This is a genomic window from Pseudoalteromonas sp. Angola-30 (genome assembly GCF_028599215.1).
GTDB classification, from domain to species: domain Bacteria; phylum Pseudomonadota; class Gammaproteobacteria; order Enterobacterales; family Alteromonadaceae; genus Pseudoalteromonas; species Pseudoalteromonas atlantica.
In genome coordinates this window covers 38,426-59,799 of sequence record NZ_JAQREI010000012.1, presented here as the reverse complement: position 1 = coordinate 59,799, position 21,374 = coordinate 38,426, and the positions used below count along the sequence as shown (strand labels likewise).

Annotated in this window: 22 protein-coding genes; all 22 read right to left on the bottom strand. The window is 42.1% G+C overall.

The window, feature by feature from the left end:
• Positions 1–10: 10 nt before the first annotated feature.
• Positions 11–508 (bottom strand): chemotaxis protein CheW, encoded by a 498-nt coding sequence (locus tag PSH54_RS14555; RefSeq protein ID WP_004588316.1) that lies wholly within the window; start codon positions 506–508, stop codon positions 11–13.
• Positions 509–532: 24 nt separating this feature from the next.
• A complete protein-coding gene (locus PSH54_RS14550; RefSeq protein ID WP_055015939.1) occupies positions 533–1,315 on the bottom strand; it encodes a chemotaxis protein CheW in 783 nt (260 codons plus the stop codon).
• A 3-nt stretch (positions 1,316–1,318) separates the two neighbouring features.
• Complete coding sequence (locus PSH54_RS14545; protein WP_054983008.1) at positions 1,319–2,089, bottom strand: ParA family protein; 771 nt, start codon at positions 2,087–2,089, stop codon at positions 1,319–1,321.
• 12 nt (positions 2,090–2,101) lie between these two features.
• The gene (locus PSH54_RS14540; protein ID WP_273606419.1) at positions 2,102–3,067 is read right to left on the bottom strand and encodes a flagellar motor protein MotB; all 966 of its coding nucleotides are present in this window, start codon (positions 3,065–3,067) and stop codon (positions 2,102–2,104) included.
• Between the two features lie 5 nt (positions 3,068–3,072).
• The gene (locus tag PSH54_RS14535) at positions 3,073–3,837 is read right to left on the bottom strand and encodes a flagellar motor protein (RefSeq protein WP_096041365.1); all 765 of its coding nucleotides are present in this window, start codon (positions 3,835–3,837) and stop codon (positions 3,073–3,075) included.
• The gene (locus PSH54_RS14530) at positions 3,830–4,975 is read right to left on the bottom strand and encodes a protein-glutamate methylesterase/protein-glutamine glutaminase (RefSeq protein ID WP_029773813.1); all 1,146 of its coding nucleotides are present in this window, start codon (positions 4,973–4,975) and stop codon (positions 3,830–3,832) included. Before PSH54_RS14530 ends, PSH54_RS14535 begins: the two co-directional genes overlap by 8 nt.
• Positions 4,976–5,026: 51 nt before the next feature.
• Positions 5,027–7,270, bottom strand: coding sequence for a chemotaxis protein CheA (locus PSH54_RS14525; RefSeq protein ID WP_273606418.1), 2,244 nt, complete (start codon positions 7,268–7,270; stop codon positions 5,027–5,029).
• 15 nt (positions 7,271–7,285) lie between these two features.
• Positions 7,286–8,053 (bottom strand): protein phosphatase CheZ, encoded by a 768-nt coding sequence (locus PSH54_RS14520; protein WP_055015934.1) that lies wholly within the window; start codon positions 8,051–8,053, stop codon positions 7,286–7,288.
• Between the two features lie 15 nt (positions 8,054–8,068).
• The gene (gene cheY / locus PSH54_RS14515) at positions 8,069–8,452 is read right to left on the bottom strand and encodes a chemotaxis response regulator CheY (protein WP_004588308.1); all 384 of its coding nucleotides are present in this window, start codon (positions 8,450–8,452) and stop codon (positions 8,069–8,071) included.
• A gap of 41 nt (positions 8,453–8,493) precedes the next feature.
• On the bottom strand, positions 8,494–9,204 hold the full coding sequence (locus PSH54_RS14510) for an RNA polymerase sigma factor FliA (RefSeq protein ID WP_273606417.1): 711 nt from the start codon (positions 9,202–9,204) through the stop codon (positions 8,494–8,496).
• Positions 9,205–9,230: 26 nt separating this feature from the next.
• The gene (locus tag PSH54_RS14505) at positions 9,231–10,091 is read right to left on the bottom strand and encodes a MinD/ParA family ATP-binding protein (RefSeq protein ID WP_054983003.1); all 861 of its coding nucleotides are present in this window, start codon (positions 10,089–10,091) and stop codon (positions 9,231–9,233) included.
• Positions 10,084–11,559, bottom strand: coding sequence for a flagellar biosynthesis protein FlhF (gene flhF / locus PSH54_RS14500; protein WP_055015933.1), 1,476 nt, complete (start codon positions 11,557–11,559; stop codon positions 10,084–10,086). Before flhF ends, PSH54_RS14505 begins: the two co-directional genes overlap by 8 nt.
• Before the next feature lie 22 nt (positions 11,560–11,581).
• Positions 11,582–13,693 (bottom strand): flagellar biosynthesis protein FlhA, encoded by a 2,112-nt coding sequence (flhA, locus tag PSH54_RS14495; RefSeq protein ID WP_024032312.1) that lies wholly within the window; start codon positions 13,691–13,693, stop codon positions 11,582–11,584.
• 205 nt (positions 13,694–13,898) lie between these two features.
• Positions 13,899–15,032: a flagellar biosynthesis protein FlhB gene (flhB, locus tag PSH54_RS14490; protein ID WP_054983002.1), complete on the bottom strand. Its 1,134-nt coding sequence runs from the start codon at positions 15,030–15,032 to the stop codon at positions 13,899–13,901.
• Between the two features lie 8 nt (positions 15,033–15,040).
• Entirely contained in the window at positions 15,041–15,820 is a 780-nt protein-coding gene (gene fliR / locus PSH54_RS14485) for a flagellar biosynthetic protein FliR (RefSeq protein ID WP_273606416.1), read from the bottom strand.
• A gap of 2 nt (positions 15,821–15,822) precedes the next feature.
• Positions 15,823–16,092 carry a flagellar biosynthesis protein FliQ gene (fliQ, locus tag PSH54_RS14480; protein WP_273606415.1) on the bottom strand — a complete coding sequence of 90 codons (270 nt, stop codon included), beginning with the start codon at positions 16,090–16,092 and terminating at the stop codon, positions 15,823–15,825.
• Positions 16,093–16,134: 42 nt separating this feature from the next.
• Complete coding sequence (fliP, locus tag PSH54_RS14475) at positions 16,135–16,878, bottom strand: flagellar type III secretion system pore protein FliP (protein ID WP_024032315.1); 744 nt, start codon at positions 16,876–16,878, stop codon at positions 16,135–16,137.
• A 4-nt stretch (positions 16,879–16,882) separates the two neighbouring features.
• A complete protein-coding gene (gene fliO / locus PSH54_RS14470; RefSeq protein WP_004588299.1) occupies positions 16,883–17,266 on the bottom strand; it encodes a flagellar biosynthetic protein FliO in 384 nt (127 codons plus the stop codon).
• On the bottom strand, positions 17,263–17,661 hold the full coding sequence (gene fliN, locus PSH54_RS14465) for a flagellar motor switch protein FliN (protein WP_004588298.1): 399 nt from the start codon (positions 17,659–17,661) through the stop codon (positions 17,263–17,265). Before fliN ends, fliO begins: the two co-directional genes overlap by 4 nt.
• 20 nt (positions 17,662–17,681) lie before the next feature.
• Positions 17,682–18,773: a flagellar motor switch protein FliM gene (fliM, locus tag PSH54_RS14460; protein ID WP_004588297.1), complete on the bottom strand. Its 1,092-nt coding sequence runs from the start codon at positions 18,771–18,773 to the stop codon at positions 17,682–17,684.
• A gap of 9 nt (positions 18,774–18,782) precedes the next feature.
• Positions 18,783–19,316 (bottom strand): flagellar basal body-associated protein FliL, encoded by a 534-nt coding sequence (fliL, locus tag PSH54_RS14455; RefSeq protein ID WP_004588296.1) that lies wholly within the window; start codon positions 19,314–19,316, stop codon positions 18,783–18,785.
• 57 nt (positions 19,317–19,373) lie between these two features.
• Positions 19,374–21,359 carry a flagellar hook-length control protein FliK gene (locus tag PSH54_RS14450; RefSeq protein ID WP_273606414.1) on the bottom strand — a complete coding sequence of 662 codons (1,986 nt, stop codon included), beginning with the start codon at positions 21,357–21,359 and terminating at the stop codon, positions 19,374–19,376.
• Between the last annotated feature and the right edge of the window lie 15 nt (positions 21,360–21,374).

Here is a 21,374-nt window from a genome sequence, read left to right as displayed (position 1 = left end):
GTGGTAAAGCTTAAATATCGCTTAACTCATCCCATTCGTCATCGCTAAGTAATTTATTTAAATCGACTAAAATAAGTAATTCGTTATCGCGGTTACATACACCTTGGATAAACTTAGCGCTTTCTTCGGTACCAACATTTGGCGCGCTGTCTATTTCAGAGCTGCGTAAGTACACAACTTCAGAAACACTATCAGCTAAAATACCAATTACTTGCTCTTCTGCTTCAATAATTAAAATGCGAGAGTTATCAGTTGCATCCGCAGCAGGCAAACCAAAGCGTGCACGAGTATCAATAACAGTGACTACGTTACCACGTAAATTTATAATGCCAATAACGTATGAAGGTGCACCAGGTACTGGGGCAATTTCGGTATAACGTAAAATTTCTTGCACTTGCATTACGTTTACGCCATACGTTTCTTCTTCAAGCTTAAACGTTACCCACTGTAAAATTTCATCGTTGTTATCTGCGTTTTTATTCGCTGATAATAGTCTATCTTCGCTCATGCTGTTACCCCGTAATGGTCGTTACTACTGACGGCTATCTAAGCCTTTTTCTAATAGTGCATTTAAATTATCTACATCTATTAAAGCACACATTTTTTCTTTAATAACACCGGCAAGCCAAGGGCGTTTGCCACTGTTTTTTCGCCATTTTACATCTTCTTTACTCAATGTAATGTTATTTATTAACTTTTCGGCCAATAAACCCCAGTTGCTATCGCCTAGGGTTATTAAATACTGATAATTAAGAGAGGCCTCTAACTTTTCATCGTACTTTTCAGGCATTACCCAACGTGCAGTATCAACTACGTTTAGCTTTTCATCTCTATTAAGCATAACGCCTTTAAACCACTTTGGCTTACCAAATAAATGATTTACTTCACCTAATTGATGAATTCCTCCAAGCGCTTTCAAAGGAACAGCCAATGTTAAACCAGCCACTTCAAAAAACAGAGCCTGAAATTCACCTTCAAAGTAATCTTCTTGGCTATGTAATAAAGGAGCAGGTTCTGTACTTAACTGGGTTTGCACCTCAGGTGTCTCTAATGGCTCAGGCTCAATAGGTGCAGGTGGCGAAATAGTGGCGTCAGCCTCGCTATTACTCTCTTTTACTTGCTCAGAATAAAGCTGCTCGGTTACTTTTAATTGCGCTTTGGGCTTTAAAAGTACTTCGTCGTTTTGTAAGGCACTAGGTACTTGCTCAAGTAGCTTTGCTACAGGCTCAAGGTTTTCCTCAGGTTCGTCTTCGCATAATAGCGCCCCTAAGTATTGAGTCATTACTTTTTCATTAGCAAATAATTGCTTACTCATTCATTAACCTTGTCCAATTAAATAATCTAATAACGCTTTATAAGCGTAAACCCCACGTGAACGTGGGCAAAACTCTATGGGCACCTTTTGTGCAAGGCTTGCATCTCTAAACTTTGTATCAACGGGGATCACTCCTGGCCATACTTTATCTTTATATGTATTTTGCAACGTTTTGTAGGCTTCAAGCGACGCTTTAGTGCGCTTATCATACATAGTAGGGATTATAGTATATTGGTACTGTTTCGCTTGAGAGCTTTGCATTAATTCCATAGTGCGCATCATTCTATCAAGCCCTTTGAGCGCCAAAAACTCAGTTTGCACTGGCACTAAAATACGTTCGCTGGCGGCTAATGCGTTCACCATTAAAACACCTAAAACGGGCGGGCAATCAAGCAGCGCATAATCGTAATGTTCACTAATTTTTGCAAGTGTTTTTTTTAAAATTAAGCCCATTCCCGTTTTATTGCCCATACTTCTATCGAGGGTTGCTATAGCCATCGTCGCGGGCAATATATCCAGGTTTTCCATCGTAGAGGGGCACAATGCTTGAAGTACTTCTTCACTTTGCATTGAGGTGCCGCGGGCAAAAATATCGTACACACTGACTTCTAAATCTTCAGAATCAATACCAAAATAGTACGTTAGTGAGGCGTGAGGGTCGGTATCAATGAGTAATACGCGTTTACCTTGCAAGGCCAAAATACCAGCAAGACTGACAGCCGTTGTGGTTTTACCTACACCGCCCTTTTGATTTGCTACTGTCCAAATCTTCACATTAAGTCCTAATTACTGTTCATTGCGCGTGGTGATTCTGATGCCACCATGAGGTAAACGAATTATTTTAATAGAGTTATCATTAGAGGGAAGTTCGACCTCTGGCTCAGGCGCAGCTTGTTGCACTTGCTCATCAGGCTCAGCTTCATTTTCGGTGGTTTGTTGTACTAAGCCATACTTAGAAAGCGCAATAACAACTTTACGATTCTCTGCTCTACCCGCTGCGGTGTCGTTATCGGCAAAAGGTGAGTATTGCCCATACCCCTCGATTGCCATTCGCGCTGGGTTAATTCCTAACGTTTCTAATTCAACTAAAATAGAGGTCGCCCGTGCAACTGACAACTCCCAGTTAGAGCGAAACATTTCATTGCGAATACTTTCGTTATCTGTGTAACCTCTTACCCTTATGTAGTTATCTACTGGGGCAATAATATCTTTTACAATTTTTACGACTTGTTTTGCTCGCGCGTGGGCCACAGAGCTACCACTTGAGAAGAGCATTCCTGAACTTAGCTCAATAATAAGCCAGTCTTGGTTGAGCTCTAAACTTGCTTCTCCATCACGAATTTCATCAATAAGTGCTGAATGTAATTTAGTTAACAGACTATCGAGTGGTTTACCTAAATGTTTTTGTTTTATATTGCTGGTATCACTATGTCCATCTAACAGCTCTGGGCCAGACTCCTGTTTTTGAATGCTCTCACCGTACAATAACTCTTGCTCTGGGGTAACACGGTCAGTAAGTAGCCCTTCGCCTGTCACGCCCTCACCTTGTTGCGATTGTTGCCTTGCTGATTTGTCAAAAACCTGTTCTAGGGAGTCGGAGAGGATTTGAAAACTTTCTTCTTTATTTATGGCAATGGCATACATAACCACAAAAAAGGCAAACATAATGGTCATGTAATCAGCATAAGAGACTAACCAACGTTCTGTATGTTGATTTTTTTCAGCTGATTGACGTAAGCGCCGGCGTAACATAAAAGTTACTCTACCACGACATTAGGGCGCTCTGTGCGATAAGCTTCAAGCTTTAATTCTATGTTTATAGGACTTTCGCCAAGGCTTATAGCAATCACCCCTTCGGCCATCATTTCATGGTAAAGCATTTTTTGATCTACTCGCTGCTTAAGCTTATTGGCCATAGGTAAAAATAATAAGTTAGCTAAACCCACCCCATATATTGTTGCAATAAATGCGGTGGCGACCCCTGCACCTAGCTTTTGAGGGTCGGTAATAAATGACATTGCTTGAATAAGGCCAAGTACAGCCCCTAAAATACCTATAGTTGGGCTATACCCGCCCATGGCTTCGTACACTTTACTTGCTTCAAGTAAGCGGTCTCGTTCAAGCATTAAATCTATTTCTAAGGTGTCGCGTAGCTTTTGCTCCGAACACCCATCTACGAGTAAACTAAGCCCCTTTGCTGCATAAGGATCTGGGTGACTAAGTGCCTCTTTTTCAAGCGCTAAGTACCCTTCCTGGCGAGCTTTATGCGACCACGTTTTAATTTGCTCTATGGCTTGCTCAATATTGTACTGGGGTGAAAAAAACACCCAATGGCTCATGCTTAGCGTTTTTTTAAAGGTGCTTGTGGCCGTTTGCAACATAACAGCCCCTAAGGTGCCGCCAAGCACAATAATAAGTGCAGGGCCATTAAATAACGCCGTGACAACGCCACCCTCTAAAGAGTAACCAATCGCTATAGCGCCCAGCGCAATGATTAACCCTAAAACAGAGAGCTTATCCACAACCAGTCTCTCTTTTTATTCTTGCTGCTACGTCATTTAACGCTAAATGCTCAGAGGCAAGCCCAGCATTGGCAATAGCTTGAGGCATACCGTATACCACACAGCTTTTTTCATCTTGCGCCCAAATTGTTGCGCCAGATTGCTTAAGCATTCGCGCGCCATCACGTCCATCAGCGCCCATGCCGGTTAAAACAATAGCAAGTACGTCTCCTTGGTAGCTTTTAGCAACACTTGCAAAAGTAACATCAACGCTTGGTTTGTAGCTTATTCGTTCACTATTATCTTCAAATACACGCAACGTTTTGTTACCACTTCGCCCCTCTACCATCATTTGCTGTCCACCAGGTGCTAAGTAGGCTGTGCCGGCTTCTAGCCTGTCACCTTGTTGCGCTTCTTTAACGCGTATTTTGCAAAGGCTATTCAAACGTGCCGCAAACGCAGGCGTAAATGCCGCCGGCATGTGCTGAATTAACAAAATAGGGTGTGCAAAGTTAGCAGGTAATTGGGTTAATATAGTTTGTAAAGCAACTGGCCCGCCAGTTGAAGTGCCAATAGCCACTATTTGATAGTGTTTACCGCTGGCACGCGTGGGCATACTGGGTGTAGTTGTTGTCTGCACTGGGGCAGCACGTTGAAAGCTTCTATCAGGTTGTTTAAGCGAAGAGCTTGTTGTGGCTAGTTTGCTTGCAGGTGGAGCTGTAGTCTTACTTGATGTTAATGGCCTAACAGGGCGTGGTGCACGCCTGCGACCAATTTCCTTCACTTTGGCTTGCAATAACTTGATTGCATCTTCGTTATTTCGTGCAATGTCTTCAAACTTTTTCGGTAAAAAGTCCATAGCTCCGGCATCAAGTGCATCTAAAGTTGCGGTTGCACCGTCGCGGGTTAATGAAGAAAACATAAGTATTGGCGTTGGGTTACTCGCCATAATTTCTTTTACTGCGCTAATACCATCAAGCACAGGCATTTCTACATCCATGGTGATCATATCTGGACGTAACTGCGCTGTTTTTTCTACGGCTTCTCTACCGTTAACAGCAAAACCTATTACTTCAATACCGCTGTCTTGTTCAAGAATTTCGCTTACTCGACGGCGAAAAAAACTGGAATCGTCAACAACTAAAACTTTTACGGCCATTGCGCTCTCTTATTAAATTTATGTGTAGGCATACACAGGTATGCCTACATTTTATCCTGCGTAATGCTTAAGCATATTAGGTACATCCAGAATCAGCGCAATACCACCGTCAGATGTAATTGTTGCACCAGCCATTCCAGGCGTACCTTGTAATAACGCATCAAGAGGCTTAATAACAACTTCTTCTTGGCCAATTAATGAATCAACCACAAAGCCAACTTGCTGAGTACCTATTTGTACAATTACCACATGACCTTGCGCTTTTCGCTGAGAACAATCAGCACCTTTAACTAGCCAATGCTCTAAGTAAAATAGCGGTATCGCTTTTTTACGAACAATAATTGTAAGCTGACCATCTACAACATTGGTTTTGGTTAAATCTAAGTGGAATATTTCACTCACACCAGCAAGTGGTAACGCAAACGTTTGCTCACCAACAATAACCATCAGCGTAGGTAAAATAGCCAGTGTTAATGGTACTTTTATCTCTAAAATAGTCCCTACGCCCAACTCTGACTGTATACTCACAGAGCCATTAAGCTGCGTAATTTTAGTTTTTACTACATCCATGCCTACGCCACGGCCAGAAATATCAGATATCTCTTCTTTGGTCGAAAAGCCTGGTGCAAATATTAAGTTATACGCTTCTGTATCTGATAAGCGACTTGCCTGATCATGGTCAATAACGCCTTTACTGATCGCTATTTTTTTCAGTTTTTCCGCATCCATACCTGCACCATCATCTTTAATGGTTAACAAAATATGGTCGCCTTCTTGCGAAGCCGATAATGTAACGTTACCAGTTCTAGGCTTACCCGCAGCTTCACGCGCTGCTGGCATTTCAATACCATGGTCAACTGAGTTTCGTACTAAATGCACCAACGGATCGGCCAGTGCCTCAACTAAGTTTTTATCTAAATCGGTTTCTTCACCTACAAGCTGTAAATCAATTTCTTTATTTAAGCTACGGGCTAAGTCACGAACTACGCGAGGGAATCGGCCAAACACTTTTTTGATAGGCTGCATTCGCGTTTGCATTACTGCACCTTGAATATCAGCAGTGACCACATCAAGATTTGATATCGCCTTACCCATCGCTTCACTGTCTGTATTGGTCGCTAAACTGACCAACCTATTTCGTACTAATACCAACTCGCCAACCATATTCATTATTTGGTCTAAACGCTTTGTATCAACACGTACTGTGGTTTCAGCAGGTGGAGGCGTAGCTTTTTTGGGTGCAGCGCTACTCGCTGGTTTTTCAGCCACTTTAGGTGTAGGCGCAGCGGCTTTTGCCGCCGGAGCTTGTTTTGCTGCAGGTGCTGGCGTAGGCTTTTCTGGCGTAGGTTTTGCTGGCGTAGGTTTTGCTGGCGTTTGTGCTACAGGTGCAGCCTTAGGTGGCTGCGGTGCAGGTGTGTCAGCTTCTTTTGATTCTGGTGCGGCGCCTTTACCATGCAGTTCATCAAGCAGTGCTTCAAATTCATCATCGCTGATTTCATCATCACCGCTATCATTTGCAACAGCCGCTGGTGGTGCTGTGTGTTTTACTTCTGGCTCACTGCTTGAAGTATCTCCTGCAACCGGACCAAAACTACCTACACCGTGTAATTCATCTAATAAACTGTCAAATTCATCATCGGTAATATCTGAACTTGAATCTGGCTCTGCACTTGCACTTGGTTGCGACACCGGGCTTTGCCCTTTGCCGTGTAGCTCATCAAGTAAGCTTTCAAATTCATCTTCTGTAATTTCATCAATTTGCGTGCTATCTGCTGAAGGGCTTGAACCTGCCACATCAAATAGTTCATCAAATGCAAATGGGTCTTCATCATCTGTTGCGCTAACGGGAGCTGCGGGTTCTTGTTCAACAACTTCGGGGGCTGTTTCAGTAAGCTCGTCATCCGTAGGCGGTTGACCAAGTTTGTGAAGGGTTTCTAATAATTGAGGGTCTGCTGGGTCCGGCTGTTCGCGGTTTTGAATAGTGGCAAACATTTCATTAATGGTATCTAGTGCTTGTAAAATCACATCCATTAATTCTGAATTAACAGTTCTAACCCCTTGGCGTAAGAGATCAAATACGTTTTCAGCACCATGACAGGCATCAACAAGCTCAGTCATAGCTAAAAAGCCTGCCCCCCCTTTTACGGTATGAAAGCCCCTAAAAATAGCATTTAGTAACTCAGTATCTTCTGGGTTATTTTCTAGCTCAACTAACTGTTCAGATAAAAGCTCTAGGATTTCTCCAGCCTCTACAAGAAAGTCTTGTAAAATATCTTCATCGACTTCAAAGCTCATGCAGTTACTCTCCTCTTAGAAGCCCAAACTTGATAATAGGTCATCGACCTCGTCTTGGTCAGATACAACATCATTTCGCGACTCTTTATCAATAATAGGGCCTTCAGGACCTGCTAATGTTTGTGCGGCAACCAGTTCTTCTGTTTCTTGTTGTTCTTTACTTTCAACAATGCTGTCATCTTGTGCAGCAAATGCTGTTAAAAGGTGGATTAAACTTTCTTCTACTTCTCTGACTAATTCAATTACACGGCGGATAACCTGGCCTGTTAAATCTTGAAAATCCTGCGCCATTAGTACATTGGTCATTAAAGTTTGCAACTCATCAGTTTTATGATGAGAGCTGTTCATAAACTTGTCGATGCTGTGGCATAAGGTTTTAAACTCGCCCAGCTCTATTTCGCGGTTCATAAGCCTATCCCAAGTAGGCTTAATATGTGCAATTTCATCTGCTAGCTGCTGCGCAATAGGAAGGCTTGCTTCGACCGCATCCATTGTCTTATTAGCTGCATTTTCTGTCATTTCCATGACATAGTTTAAGCGCTTTTTCGCATCCGGTATTGCATCAGTGGTTAAATCGGTTAAACGCGTATCAAGTTCAAAGCTTTTAAGGGCTTCGTGTAATTGGCGTGTTAACTTACCTACTTCAGCAAAAAGCTGCGATTGCTCTTGAGAGGCAGTATCTAAAATTAATTGATCTGCTTTATCTTGCTCACCGTTTTCTAAAAAAACGACGAGCTGACGAGCTTGTTCTAAAGTAATTTGAGGCGCAGCTGGTGCTGACATAAGCCTCTCCTCTCATTAACCTAAGCGTTCAAACACTTTTTCTAATTTAGTTTTCAAAGTACCAGCAGTAAATGGCTTAACAATATAGCCATTAACACCTGCTTGCGCTGCCGCTATTATTTGTTCTTTTTTAGCTTCTGCCGTCACCATTAAAACCGGAATATGTTTTAATTTTTCGTCAGCTCTAATGGCTCTTAGCAAGTCAATACCCTGCATGCCTGGCATGTTCCAATCGGTTACAACAAAGTCAAAAACCTGATTTTGCAACATAGGTAATGCTGTAGAACCATCGTCAGCTTCTTGAACATTCGTGAACCCTAGGTCACGCAACAGATTTTTTATAATACGTCTCATTGTAGAGAAATCATCAACAACAAGAATTTTCATGTTTTTATCCAAAACATCCTCCGGTGAGGTCTTAACCTATAATTTACTTACTACTAGTTTATCCAGTCATTGATTTTTGCTTTGAGCTTAATCATCGCCTGACCATGTATCTGACTTACACGCGATTCACTTACATCGAGTATATGCCCAATTTCTTTTAAATTCATTTCATCGTTGTAATACAAAGAAAGCACCATTGCATCTCGCTCTGGTAAAGACTTTATTGCCTCTAACAATGAATTATTAAACCGTTCATTTTTAACATTATTAAATGGTTTGTCTAGCGCTAAATCTTGACCTGCAGGGCTAATAACATCTTCATCTACCCCTAGATCTTCTATACCAAGCACTTTACTGGAATTAACATCATTTAAAATATGATGGTATTCTTCTAGCGAAATATCAAGTTTTTCAGCTACTTCAGTATCTTTTGGTTCTCTATTTAAGTTATTTTCTAATTCTGTGATAGTTTCGGCTACTAATCGGCTTTTACGGTGCACCGAACGTGGTGCCCAATCCCCTCTGCGCATTTCATCAAGCATAGCGCCGCGGATACGAATACCAGCAAACGTTTCAAAGCTTGCCCCTTTACTGGCGTCAAAGTTTTTTGAGGCCTCGATAAGGCCAATCATTCCCGATTGGATTAAGTCATCAAGCTGAACGCTAGGAGGAAGACGAGCTATTAAATGGCACGCCACTTTTTTGACAAGCGACGCGTGCTTTTCAACAATCACATTTAAATTTTGTGTTGATTGATATCCCATAGCTCTTTTCACCGATGTTGTCATAATCAGCCGTTTACTAGCTTCTCAATGAAAAACTCTAAATGTCCTGAAGGTTGATTAGGTATAGGCCATTTTACTGCTTTTGTCGCTAATGTTTTAAACGCGACTGCTGCTGGTGAATTAGGGAAAAGATCGACAATTACTTTTTGTTTACGCGTAGATTTACGCATATTTTCATCATATGGAATAGTCGCAACAAGCTCCATAGACACATCTAAAAAGCGGTCTGTTACTTTAGAGAGCTTTGCAAAAAGCTCTTGACCCTCGCGCATACTGCGCACCATGTTTGCAACAATTTTAAATTTATAAACGCCATGCTCGCGGCTAAGTACTTTAATAAGCGCGTAGGCATCAGTAATAGAGGTCGGCTCGTCGCACACCACCACCATGACATCTTGCGCTGCACGAGAAAAACTCAGCACCATGTCAGAAATACCAGCGGCGGTATCTACAATTAAAATATCAAATTCGGTATTAAGCTCACTAAAGGCACGAATTAACCCAGCATGCTCAGATGGGGTTAGCTCCACCATACTTTGCGAGCCTGATGTAGCAGGCACAATTTTAATACCGCCTGGGCCTTCAACTAAAATCTCGTCAAGTTCGCACTCACCTGAAAGGACATGAGATAAGTTTTTTTCAACACGTAGTCCTAGCATTACATCACAATTAGCTAGGCCTAAATCGGCATCTAATACTAATACACGATTACCCTGCTGCCCTAAAGCAATAGCAGTATTTAAAGAGACGTTGGTTTTACCCACCCCTCCTTTACCGCCGGTGACAGCGATAACTTTTACGCCGTTGTTGTTGTTTTGACTCATTTTGCGCAGGCCGCTTGCTTGATCTAATACTGTGTTAATCATACATCCCTACTGTGCTTGGCGCCACTGCTTGGTGCCTTGAATGTTGTGCTTTTGCTCTTTTTAAATACAATTGCTCAGCTTTTTTTACTAGTTTTTCAGCATTTGCAACGCGAATATCTTCTGGTACACGCTGACCATTAGTAAGATACCCTATTGGAAGACGATTTTGAATCGCTATACTAATAATCTCACCTAAACTTAATGATTCATCTAACTTAGTGAAAATACAACCGCTTAGCTGAACCTTTTTAAAATGTCTTACGGTTTCTTGCAGTACATTTATTTGTGCTGTGGCACTTAATACTAAATAACTACGTATATCTACTCGCTGGTTGCGCATTAACGTATTTAATTGCTCTGTAAGGCGTAAATCACGTTGGCTCATACCCGCTGTATCAATTAATACTAGACGCTTATTGCGTAAATGATATAAAACTTCAGCTAATTCATTAGCATCTTTTACTTGTTTAACACCACAACCAATAATACGACCATATGTTGCAAGCTGCTCATACGCACCAATTCTGTATGTATCAGTGGTGATTAGGGCAACTTTGTCGGCGCCATACTTTTGTGCGCCTAATGCGGCAAGTTTAGCTACTGTGGTTGTTTTACCTACACCAGTAGGCCCAACAAGTGCATACACACCCCCTTGGCGAAGAATTTCGTTATTGGTGGTTTGCATTTGATCTTCAACCATTTGCAATAATGCTTTCCAACCTTGCTGACGCGATACGTCATCTGGAATAAAACACGCCATTTGCTCTGCAACGTCTTTATCTATTCCCATGCCAACTAAACGGTCAATCATGCATGCACGTGTAGGGTCGCGACGTGCCATATCTTGCTGCATTAAACCCGATACTTGGTGTTCTAGTAACTGGCGAATTGCGTTCATTTCATCACGCATCGCGCTCATTTGGGCGCTTTCGTTGTTATTAGCTTGACTACGCGGTGCAACCGGCGCATCTAAATCGTCAAAGTCTTGATCTAAGTCATCAAAGCCTAGGCTGTCTGCTTGGGTTTGCATGCGTTTTGGCGCTTCATTTTCGCGAGCAAACATATTTGTCGTACGTGGCTGTGCTGGCTCTTGGTAATGCTCAGACGTATCAATACCTGATTGCGAAAACATAGAGGCTAGCTCAGGAGAGCGAGGGCGTGGCGACTGACGCTCTAATAAAGCTTGTAAGCTATCAGCTACTTTTGCTTGTGGCTCAGGTTGCGCACGCTTAGGCTCTGGCTTTACAAAGTTATGAGTAGGCTGTTGCACGGCTCTTTGCGGAGCAGGCGCTGCCTGTGGTTGTGCTGCGGCTTTAGGGGCTGCTTTGTCGTAATCTACTGCGGCAACAATTTCTACACCATTAGCGAGTTTTTTGTTCGACATAATAACGGCATCAACACCTAGCTCATCTTTAACTTCTTTCAGTGCGGTGCGCATATCTTTGGCAAAAAAACGTTTAATCTTCATGGTTCAACCCCTGTTAAAATCTTTATTGTTGGCCTACTGAGCTGACAATCTTGATCTGTCTTTCATCTGGTACCTCTTGATAAGACATCACCCTTAAACCCGGTATGGTGTACTTAACAAAACGAGATAACACAGTGCGTAACATTCCTGACGTTAGCAATATTGAAGGTTCTCCGGCCATTTCTTGATTCTGATGCGCTTCGTTTAATGATGTTTGAAGTCGCTCAGCAAGGCTTGGTTCTATTCCGGCACCTTCGTCGCCTGCATTTTGTAATGACTGATGCAACATCTGTTCCAACTCAGGCGCCAAGGTTATGACAGGGATTTCTGATGACATTCCCACAGCGTCTTGAACTATTAAACGGCGCAGCGAAATACGCACTGCAGCTGTTAAAACATCGGCATCTTGGCTACGTGGGCCGTACTCTACAAGGGTTTGAACAATAGAGCGCATATCACGAATAGCCACACCTTCGTTTAATAAATTTTGCAGTACTTTTACAACGGTTGTCAGTGGTAGTACTTCTGGCACTAACCCTTCTACTAAACGTGGATGGCTTTTAGCTAACATATCAAGCAGGTTTTGAACCTCCTCATGCCCTAGTAATAATGCGGCACTGTTAGTTAATAACTGGCTAATGTGGGTGGCTACCACAGTGGCTGAGTCAACCACGGTGTAACCTAGTGACTGTGCTTCGTCTTTTTGATCAGGCTTTATCCATACCGCATCTAAGCCAAATGCAGGGTCTTTGGTTTCAACCCCTTTAATAGGGCCAAATACTTGCCCAGGGTTGATGGCCAGTTCATCGCCATGTTTGAGTTCGCCTTCACCACTTGAAACACCCATCATGGTAATACGGTACGCATTAGGGTCTAACTCTAAGTTATCGCGAATATGTACAGGCGGTACTAAAAAGCCAAGCTCCTGAGATAACTTTTTACGCACCCCTTTAATTCGGTTGAGCAGCTCACCACCTTGAGATTGGTCAACAAGCGGAATAAGCCTGTAGCCAACTTCTAAGCCAATAACGTCAATTTGTTGTACATCGTCCCATCCAAGCTCTTTTTGCTCTTGCTTGTTTGCAACGCCAGTACCGGCAACGGCACCACTTTCAGCCTCTTGGGCTGCTAGAGCAGCGGCTTTTAATTTTTGCTGCTGAGTAAAATAAGCTAAGTAGCCAAGTAGTGCGCCTAAACTTAAAAAAGCAATATGAGGCATACCCGGAACCAACCCCATAATGATTAAAATACCTGAGGCGATAAATAATGATTTTTCGTTACCTAATTGGGCTTTAAATTGCTCACCCATATTATGTGATTCGTTTTGGCGAGTAACAACAATAGCAGTACCAATAGAGAGCAGTAATGAAGGAAGCTGCGCCACAAGGCCGTCACCAATGGTAAGTAAAGTATATACTTCCATTGCGCGGCTAAAGCTCAAGTCATGTTGGATCATGCCCACAAATAAGCCGCCAACAATATTAATAATTAATATCACGATACCGGCTATGGCATCGCCTTTTACAAACTTACTCGCCCCATCCATAGAGCCGTAAAAGTCGGCTTCGCGGGTTACTTCACTGCGGCGCTCACGTGCTTGCTCTGCACTAATAAAGCCAGCGTTTAAGTCGGCATCTATCGCCATTTGTTTACCCGGCATAGCGTCTAGCGTGAAACGAGCCGATACTTCAGAAATACGCCCTGCACCTTTGGTTATTACTACAAAGTTTATGATGATCAGAATTAAAAACACCACTAAACCTACCGCGTAGTTTCCGCCAATAACCACTGAGCCAAACGCTTCAATTACTTTACCAGCCGCATCGCCCCCATTGTGACCCTCAAGGAGCACCACGCGTGTACTGGCAACATTTAGGGCTAAACGCATAATCGTAGCGATTAACAATACCGCTGGAAACATGCCAAATTCGAGAGGTTTCATGGTGTAAACAGTCACCAGTAAAACAACTAAGGCAAGGGCAATATTAAATGAAAATAATATATCAAGAAGAAATGGCGGCAGCGGTAAAATAACCATACCCAGCGCTGCAAGTACTAGTAGCGGTGTGCCAACACCTTTGGCATACTCTTTTTTATCTTTGTTAAGTTGTTGTAATACCGCTTTAAAATCCATAACTCTACAATTCAATAAATTGACACTAGCCTGAATTTGCAATAACTATTCCAAGTATAGAGTCAGCAATAGATTCATTGAGTATTGATGCAAAATTTAAAGCAAGTGAGAGACAAGAGCGTATGGGCTTTATGGTTAGAATTTGCAGCAGCGTGTTTGTATTTAGGCAAGGCTCCCCTGTAAAGTGTGGTTAGCTCAACACACTCTAATCGTATTTGAAGTCATCAGGTATGGGCAGTTTAGACTTAAGAGGGATGGGGCGCTTTCCGCGGCCTTTTTTAAACCGTTTAAGCTGAAATACATAAGCTAAAACTTGCGCTACAGCGGTAAATAGCTGATCTGGGATCTGTTGGCCTATTTCGGCGGTATGATAAAGCGCCCGCGTAAGCATAGGAGATTCTACAATCGGTACTTCGTTACCTTTGGCTATTTTACGAATTTGCATAGCCATTTCATCTATCCCTTTGGCAAGTACAATCGGTGCACCTGCTCGCTCAGTATCGTATTTTAGCGCCACAGAATAGTGAGTAGGATTGGTTACAATTACGTCGGCATCGGGGACATCTTGCATCATCCTTCGCTGCGACATTTGCCTTTGTGTTTGCCTAATGCGCGCTTTAATTTGCGGATCACCCTCTGAGTTTTTGTACTCGTCTTTGATCTCCTGCATAGTCATTTTAAGTTGTTTGTTGTGGTTATAACTTTGATAAGGCGCATCTATTGCGGCAATAATCACCAAAGTGCACGACAACCCTAAAAACATCCACGAGAGTATTTCAAGGGCATGAATTATATTACTAGGTGCGCTTTCAATACTTAAATGCAAAATTTCATCAAAAAAAGTTTGAATCAAAAACACCGCAAAAATAGCCACCAGCGCAAACTTTAATATAGATTTTACAAGCTCTATCGCTGCTTGTGGGCCAAACATGCGTTTAAAGCCCTTCATTGGCGACATTTTACTGGGTTTAGGTGCCGCAGCTTCCCAACTAAAATTAAAGCCACCGAGTAAGGTATTTCCTATAAATGCTGCAATAACAATAATTAAAACAAACATCGCCATAGGAAACAGCAGCGCACTGGCCACCTCACTCCACACCGCAAACATTTTAGTGGTGTCGTAGGTTTCACTGCGATTTAAAGACAGCATCCTGCCCATAATATTGTATAAGCCTTTGCCTATTTCGGGCCCATATAACAGCAACGAAATTGCAGAAAAAATAAGTACAAACATAGTACCTAGTTCTTTTGAACGTGCTATTTGACCTTTCTTTTTAGCATCTTCGAGCTTTTTGGAGGTGGGTTCTTCTGTTTTTTCTTGTCCTGAATCTTCAGCCATTGCCCCTCCTACACCGTACAGCCAACAAGGCTACACATTAGCTCAATCATTTTTAACCACTGAAACTCAAATTGGGTTACAAAATTACCCAAGGTGGCCCAAATAATCATTAAACCGGCAACTAATGTAAACGGAAAACCTATTGAGAAAATGTTTAATTGCGGTGCTGCGCGGGTCATAATACCAAATGAAATATTAATAATGAGCATGGCCGTTAGGGGGGCTAAAGCCAATACCAGAGCAGTGGTAAACATCCAGCTGCCCCACGTTACTATGTCCCAGTAATGATCAACAGCCCACCACTGGCCGTTTATAGGCAACACCGAAAAACTATGCACCACCATTTGAATCATCATTAAATGGCCATTAAAAACAAAAAATAACAAGGTCGCTAAAATTAAGTAAAACTGGCCAACTGCAGGCACACTCGCACCATTTGAAGGGTCTATAACAGAAGCAAAGCCCAAACCGGTTTGCATTGCTAGTATTTGCCCAGCAAGCACAAAGGTATTTAGCATTAGCGTAGAGGCAAACCCTATCGCAACACCTATCAACATTTGCTGTATAACCACCAGCACCATTTCAAAAGAAAATAAATTAGTAAATGTTGCAGGAGGCAGCGCTGGCACCACTAAAAACGTTACCACTACCGCCAATCCCATTTTAATGCGTGTAGGTACGTTTTGTGCGCCTAAGCCCGCCATAATCATGATCATAGAGCTGATGCGAACTAAAGGCAGTAAAAAATCACTTAACCATTGAATAACAACAGAAAAAGGTAATTCCACAATTAGCCTGCAATTTCAGGAATGAGTAACACTAGGCGGGTAAAAAAGTCCATTAGCTCTTGAGTAAGCCAATGCCCACCTACAATAAGTGCCCCAATGGTAATTAATAATCGCGGTAAAAAACTTAGGGTTTGTTCATTAATTGAGGTTGCCGCTTGGAACACCGCCACCACTAAACCAACAAGTAAACCTGGTACCACAATAGCTGATACCAGCTTAATAACTAAAAACAGTGCATCGCTAAGAATATCAACAAAAATTCCTGGTTCCATGTTGTACTCCTAATGTTTAAAAGTGCGAATGTAAAACATGGTTTATGTCCCTAAGCCAAAGCTTTTGGCTAACGTGCCCATTACTAGGCTCCAGCCATCGACCAGTACAAATAACATTATTTTAAAAGGCAAGGACACTATCATGGGCGAGAGCATCATCATACCCATGGCCATTAATACCGAGGCAACCACTAAATCCACAATTAAAAACGGTATAAAAAACATAAAACCAATAATAAAGGCGGTTTGTAGTTCGCTGGTCACAAATGCAGGTATTAACACAATAAGCGGTGTGGCCTCTGGCGAGTCAAGCTGGTCATAACCGGCTATTTTGGCAAACGTTTCTAAGTCTTTTAATCGTACCTGCGAGAGCATAAAGGCCTTCATGGGCTCCTTTGCAAGCTCTAATGCTTGTACCGAAGTAACTTGTTCATTTAAATAGGGTTCTATCGCACGTTCGTTAACTTGCTGATAAATAGGCGCCATAATAAAAATACTTAAAAAAAGCGACATCCCTAATAAAACTTGGTTTGAAGGTGTTGATTGTAAACCAATGGCTTGGCGCAAAATGGCCAGTACAACAATAATACGGGTAAACGAAGTCATCATAATTATGGCGGCAGGAATAAAGCTCAGCGCCGTCATAATTGCCAGTACTTGCAAGGTTACAGAGTAATCTTGCGTCCCGTCGGCATTGGTTGTAATGGTTAGAGCGTCTATGCCCTCTGCACTGCTTGCGGCAGGTACAAATAACACAGCTAAAATAATCAGCAGCCACTTTATCATAGGGTTAATTCTTTTTATTTTGATTCGTTTGCGGGTTTAGTAGTTTGCTAAATCGCTTAGCAAGTTCTGGCAGTTCTTTTTCACTTAACGGCGTGTCTAATTTATGTAAGTAGTTAATACTGTGCGGGGTGACCCCTAATAAATGCTGTGCATTATCTATTTCAACCACCATTAAGCGCTCTCGAGAGCCAAGCGGTAAGCTTCGTACCACTTTAAATTCTTCGCTATTAGCTAAATTTGGGTTAAGTTTTTTAACAAAAAATGCCAGCACTACAATCAGTACTAGCACCGCAACCAACGACAACACCATAGACAAAATGTCGGCCGTAGGTGTTAACGTTTCTGCCTTTGTAAATACTGAGTTTGTTAAAGCAGCAAGGGAGCTCATCGTAATTTTTTGATCCGCTCTACCTGGCTAATAACATCCGTTAAACGAATACCAAATTTATCATTCACAACAACCACTTCGCCATGGGCAATGAGCGTACCATTTACTAATACATCCAGTGGTTCACCGGCTACACGGTCTAGTTCAACAACAGAGCCTTGGTTTAGCTGCAGTAAGTTACGAATATTTATTTTAGAGCGCCCGACTTCCATAGAAATGGTCACAGGAATATCTAAAATTGTATCGAGTTTACGCTTTTCGTCACCGCTAAGTTCATGTTTAGCATCACTTAGTTCATCAAGCTCTGCTACATGCGCTTCGGCGCTCTCATCACCGCCTTCGGCTTCAGCTAGGGCTGCTGCCCATTCGTCCATTGTGTCTTGATCATCGCTCATACTTTTAACCTTTTAATCAATTACCAGTCTAAGTCTACACCGTCAGAAAGGTGTAAATCATCTTCTAGTTCTGCTAATTCTGCATCTGAATCAATTTTCTTGCCGCCTTTGGTAAATACATGCAGCTCAGATTTAACTGAATCAGGGCGTTTAATTTTTTCACTAATTTGTAGCGCAACGTTATCGCGAGAACGACCCATTTTAGCTCTAAATGTAGGTAACTCCTCAACAAATACCGTAATATGCTCTGGCATTTCTACCGGTATAATATCGCCCGCTTTAAGTTCCATTATTTGTTTAAGAGACAAATCCACCTCAAGAAGTTGAGTCGACATATCAACCTCAACGTCCATAATTTCATCGCGTAAAGCTTTGCTCCAGCGCAAATCGGTGTCTTCTGTATCCGATTGTACACCCGCATCTAATAGCTCTCTAATGGGTTCAAGCATTGAATACGGCAGAGCAATATGAAAATCGCCGCCACCGCCATCTAATTCAATATGAAAAGAGCTAATAACCACAACCTCAGTAGGGCTCACAATGTTAGCCATTGCTGGGTTTACTTCTGAATCGAGGTATTCAAACGACACGTCCATAACCGGTGCCCATGCTTCTTTGTAATCTTCAAAGATAATTTTTAGTAGCATTTGCACGATTCGACGTTCGGTAGGGGTAAATTCGCGGCCTTCAATTTTGGCATGGTAACGCCCGTCACCACCAAAAAAGTTATCTACCAAAATAAACACTAAACGTGCTTCCATGGTGATAAGCCCAGTGCCTTTTAGCGGTCTAAAACGCACCATATTTAAACTTGTTGGTACAAATAAGGTATGAATGTATTCGCCAAATTTAATCATTTGTACGCCATTAATCGACACCTCTGCGGTGCGGCGCATCATGTTAAATAAGCTTATTCGCATATGACGAGCAAACCGCTCGTTAACAATTTCCAGGGTCGGCATGCGACCACGCACGATCCGATCTTGCGAAGAAAAGTCATACTGTAATGTACTGCCTTCGCCGTCTTCACCTTCGTGTATATCTTCCTCTTCGACTTCATCAACGCCGTGTAAGAGTGCATCAATTTCGTCTTGGGATAATAAATCGCTCACGCTAGCCCCTTATTGCATCACAAAGCCGGTAAACAATACCCGCTCAATTACTTTAGTGCCTTCAACATCATTTAGCGCAGCTTGCACTTTTTCAAGCGCAGTAAAGCGTAATGTTTCTTTGCCTGCACTGGTGCTGAGCTCATCAGCTGTGGTGGTTGAAAACACGCTTAATAAGGTGCCTTCAATCAGTGGGATGTGCTTTTTAGCGGTTTCTTCATTTACATCGCCACGCACAAGTAATTGCACTTTTATTTGTACAATTCTATCTCTGCTTGACCCAGGTACATTAAACACAAAGGGTCTTGGCATAGCAACATACAAGGCACTGCCCATTTCAGCTGAAGAGCCTGAAGGTGTAGCCGAGTCGCTTTGCGCTGCGGTTGTTGTTTCTTCATCTAATGTTTCAACGGGTGCATCATCGCCCGCCATAAAAAAATAGCCTGCACCACCGCCAACAACAAGCAGTACTGCCACTATAATTATGATCAGCTTTTTTTTGCTTTTACCGGTTTCTTCTATTTCTAAACTTGTTTCTTCGGCCATTGTGATTCCTTTTTTAGCAAAGGTACTTGCTTGTTTTAGTTATTATAATAGCAGTACTTAGGCATAGTAATCTATTGATGATGAAGTTTGTTGTCGAGAACTTTGTGGGTTAGCCCCATCTTGCTCATCATTTTTATCCTGCTGTGTATTTTTATTAGCCGTTTGACCTTGTGATTGCCCTTCGCCTTCATCGCTTTGCTCATTACCAGATTGCCCGTAAGAAATCGTACTTTCACCTAAATCAATTCCCTGCTCGGCTAACATTTCACGTAAGCGCGGCATTGATTGTTCAAGTGCTTCTTTAGCTTGCTGGTTTTGCACTACAAAATTTATTTGTGCTTGTTCAGCATCACTTCTGATACGAATTTGCATACTGCCCATTTCTGGCGGATCTAAGCGAATTTCAGCTTCTTTATTGCTAATGCTTAGCATTGAAGATACACGCTCTTGAAGCATTTTAGCTGCATCACTTTTAACAATATTAATAGCCTGCATCATACTTGCATCTATATTTACCTGCTTAACCTGCGCGGTGCTGCTTTGTAATTGCTGCGACTGTATAGCTTGGCTCTCTAAAATAGACTGCTCATAACGAGCGTTGTCGTACTGAGTATTTATTTGTGTCTGCGTATTATTAATGCCATCGGTTATCAGCGTAAACACCTGAGCTACACGCGATAAACCAGTATTTGTTTTAGGCTCTTTAAGTAAGCTTTCCTGCTCGGCCTCTAGGGCGTTTAACTCTTCTGGATTTACACCATCTTGCTCAATACTAGAGGGTGCTTCTGCATTAATCATGGCTTTATTTTGCGGTGTATTCGCATTCATTGCAGCATTACTGGCTTGCTGTGCATTTAAAGCCGCATTTGCAGAGCTCGACACACTTTGCGCTTTGCTCTCACTAAGCTGCGTATCAAGCATAGTTTGTAAGTTACTTATTGTTTCATTTACTTTTTTGAGTGTATCACCTGTTGGTTGCTCGTTACTCACATAGCTTTTTAATTGGCTAAGTAGCGCCTGCTTTTCATCGCTATTTAAGTTTTTTAACTGAGATTGAACTAACTCACCGCGCGTGCTTGTCTCTTTTTCGTTTTGTACGACAAATTCTGTCAGTAATTGTTTAACGGAGCTTGCACGATCATCACCTTCACTTGGCGTGGTTTCAGTTAATGAGCTTTTAACGTGCTCGTTTAATTGTGCACGTTGCGCTTCGCTTAATGAGTTGAGTACTTTAGATGTAGTTGATAGCTCTGATTGCGTAGATGAACGAGTCAGTTCTTTGGCTAATTGCTCTATGTCTGCATCGCTTATAGGCAGCGCACTTTCAGCATTTAATACAGTGCCTGGCGCTTTTGTATTCTCAGCACCTTTATCTTCATTATTTACAGAGGCTGCACTGCTATTAGCTTTATTAATTTGTGTTTGCACCGCTTCTGCTATTGGGTTTTTAGCTGCACTACTTGCTAGGCTCTCATTTTTTAAAGAAGGGGCTAAGTTTTCTCCAGCGCTTTGCTTAGCTGCTTTAGTTTCAAGCTCGGCGTTTGTAAACGCGCTTTTTTTGCCATTGCTATTATCGTCAGCTAAAAGAGTATCATCGGCTTTAGTCGTTATGGCATCTGCTTCATCAGTTTCACCTAATTGCGAAGCTAAAAAGTTGACACTTTTATCACTCTTTTTAGCACTTAAATCGCTAAAATCATTATCGCTACTGCCGTGTTTTTTTACACTTACGTCAATCACTTGCGAGGAGTTTATTTGTGCTAAAACGCTATCGCCAGATAATAACGTATCTTGCGTGTCATCACTTGATGAAGCTGTCGGTTTTTTGCTATTGGCTAGCTGCTTATCATCTGTTGGCAATAAAGAGCCTGCTTGGCTAGGAGCCTCAGAATTAGCAGGCAATACAAAGGGTTTGTCTGCATCTTGTAGCTGGCTTAAAAAAGCATCACCAGATTCGTTACCTGCAGGTAAGTTATTGTCTTTAAATGCTAAAAAAGAGTCTTTTTCAGCTGTTGCCAACATTGAAATATCGTTTATTGCCATAATTCACCTACACTG

Excerpts from the sequence above, each read along its gene's own strand:
- fliN (WP_004588298.1), bottom strand. The coding sequence starts at position 17,661 with ATGAGCGATGATCAAGACACAATGGACGAATGGGCAGCAGCCCTAGCT.
- PSH54_RS14520 (WP_055015934.1), bottom strand. The coding sequence starts at position 8,053 with ATGTCAGCACCAGCTGCGCCTCAAATTACTTTAGAACAAGCTCGTCAG.
- PSH54_RS14555 (WP_004588316.1), bottom strand. The coding sequence starts at position 508 with ATGAGCGAAGATAGACTATTATCAGCGAATAAAAACGCAGATAACAAC.
- PSH54_RS14530 (WP_029773813.1), bottom strand. The coding sequence starts at position 4,975 with ATGGCCGTAAAAGTTTTAGTTGTTGACGATTCCAGTTTTTTTCGCCGT.
- fliP (WP_024032315.1), bottom strand. The coding sequence starts at position 16,878 with ATGATAAAGTGGCTGCTGATTATTTTAGCTGTGTTATTTGTACCTGCC.
- fliL (WP_004588296.1), bottom strand. The coding sequence starts at position 19,316 with ATGGCCGAAGAAACAAGTTTAGAAATAGAAGAAACCGGTAAAAGCAAA.
- fliO (WP_004588299.1), bottom strand. The coding sequence starts at position 17,266 with ATGAGCTCCCTTGCTGCTTTAACAAACTCAGTATTTACAAAGGCAGAA.
- PSH54_RS14510 (WP_273606417.1), bottom strand. The coding sequence starts at position 9,204 with ATGGGATATCAATCAACACAAAATTTAAATGTGATTGTTGAAAAGCAC.
- flhF (WP_055015933.1), bottom strand. The coding sequence starts at position 11,559 with ATGAAGATTAAACGTTTTTTTGCCAAAGATATGCGCACCGCACTGAAA.
- PSH54_RS14525 (WP_273606418.1), bottom strand. The coding sequence starts at position 7,270 with ATGAGCTTTGAAGTCGATGAAGATATTTTACAAGACTTTCTTGTAGAG.
- PSH54_RS14550 (WP_055015939.1), bottom strand. The coding sequence starts at position 1,315 with ATGAGTAAGCAATTATTTGCTAATGAAAAAGTAATGACTCAATACTTA.
- flhA (WP_024032312.1), bottom strand. The coding sequence starts at position 13,693 with ATGGATTTTAAAGCGGTATTACAACAACTTAACAAAGATAAAAAAGAG.
- PSH54_RS14540 (WP_273606419.1), bottom strand. The coding sequence starts at position 3,067 with ATGTTACGCCGGCGCTTACGTCAATCAGCTGAAAAAAATCAACATACA.
- flhB (WP_054983002.1), bottom strand. The coding sequence starts at position 15,032 with ATGGCTGAAGATTCAGGACAAGAAAAAACAGAAGAACCCACCTCCAAA.
- PSH54_RS14450 (WP_273606414.1), bottom strand. The coding sequence starts at position 21,359 with ATGGCAATAAACGATATTTCAATGTTGGCAACAGCTGAAAAAGACTCT.
- PSH54_RS14505 (WP_054983003.1), bottom strand. The coding sequence starts at position 10,091 with ATGATTAACACAGTATTAGATCAAGCAAGCGGCCTGCGCAAAATGAGT.
- fliQ (WP_273606415.1), bottom strand. The coding sequence starts at position 16,092 with ATGGAACCAGGAATTTTTGTTGATATTCTTAGCGATGCACTGTTTTTA.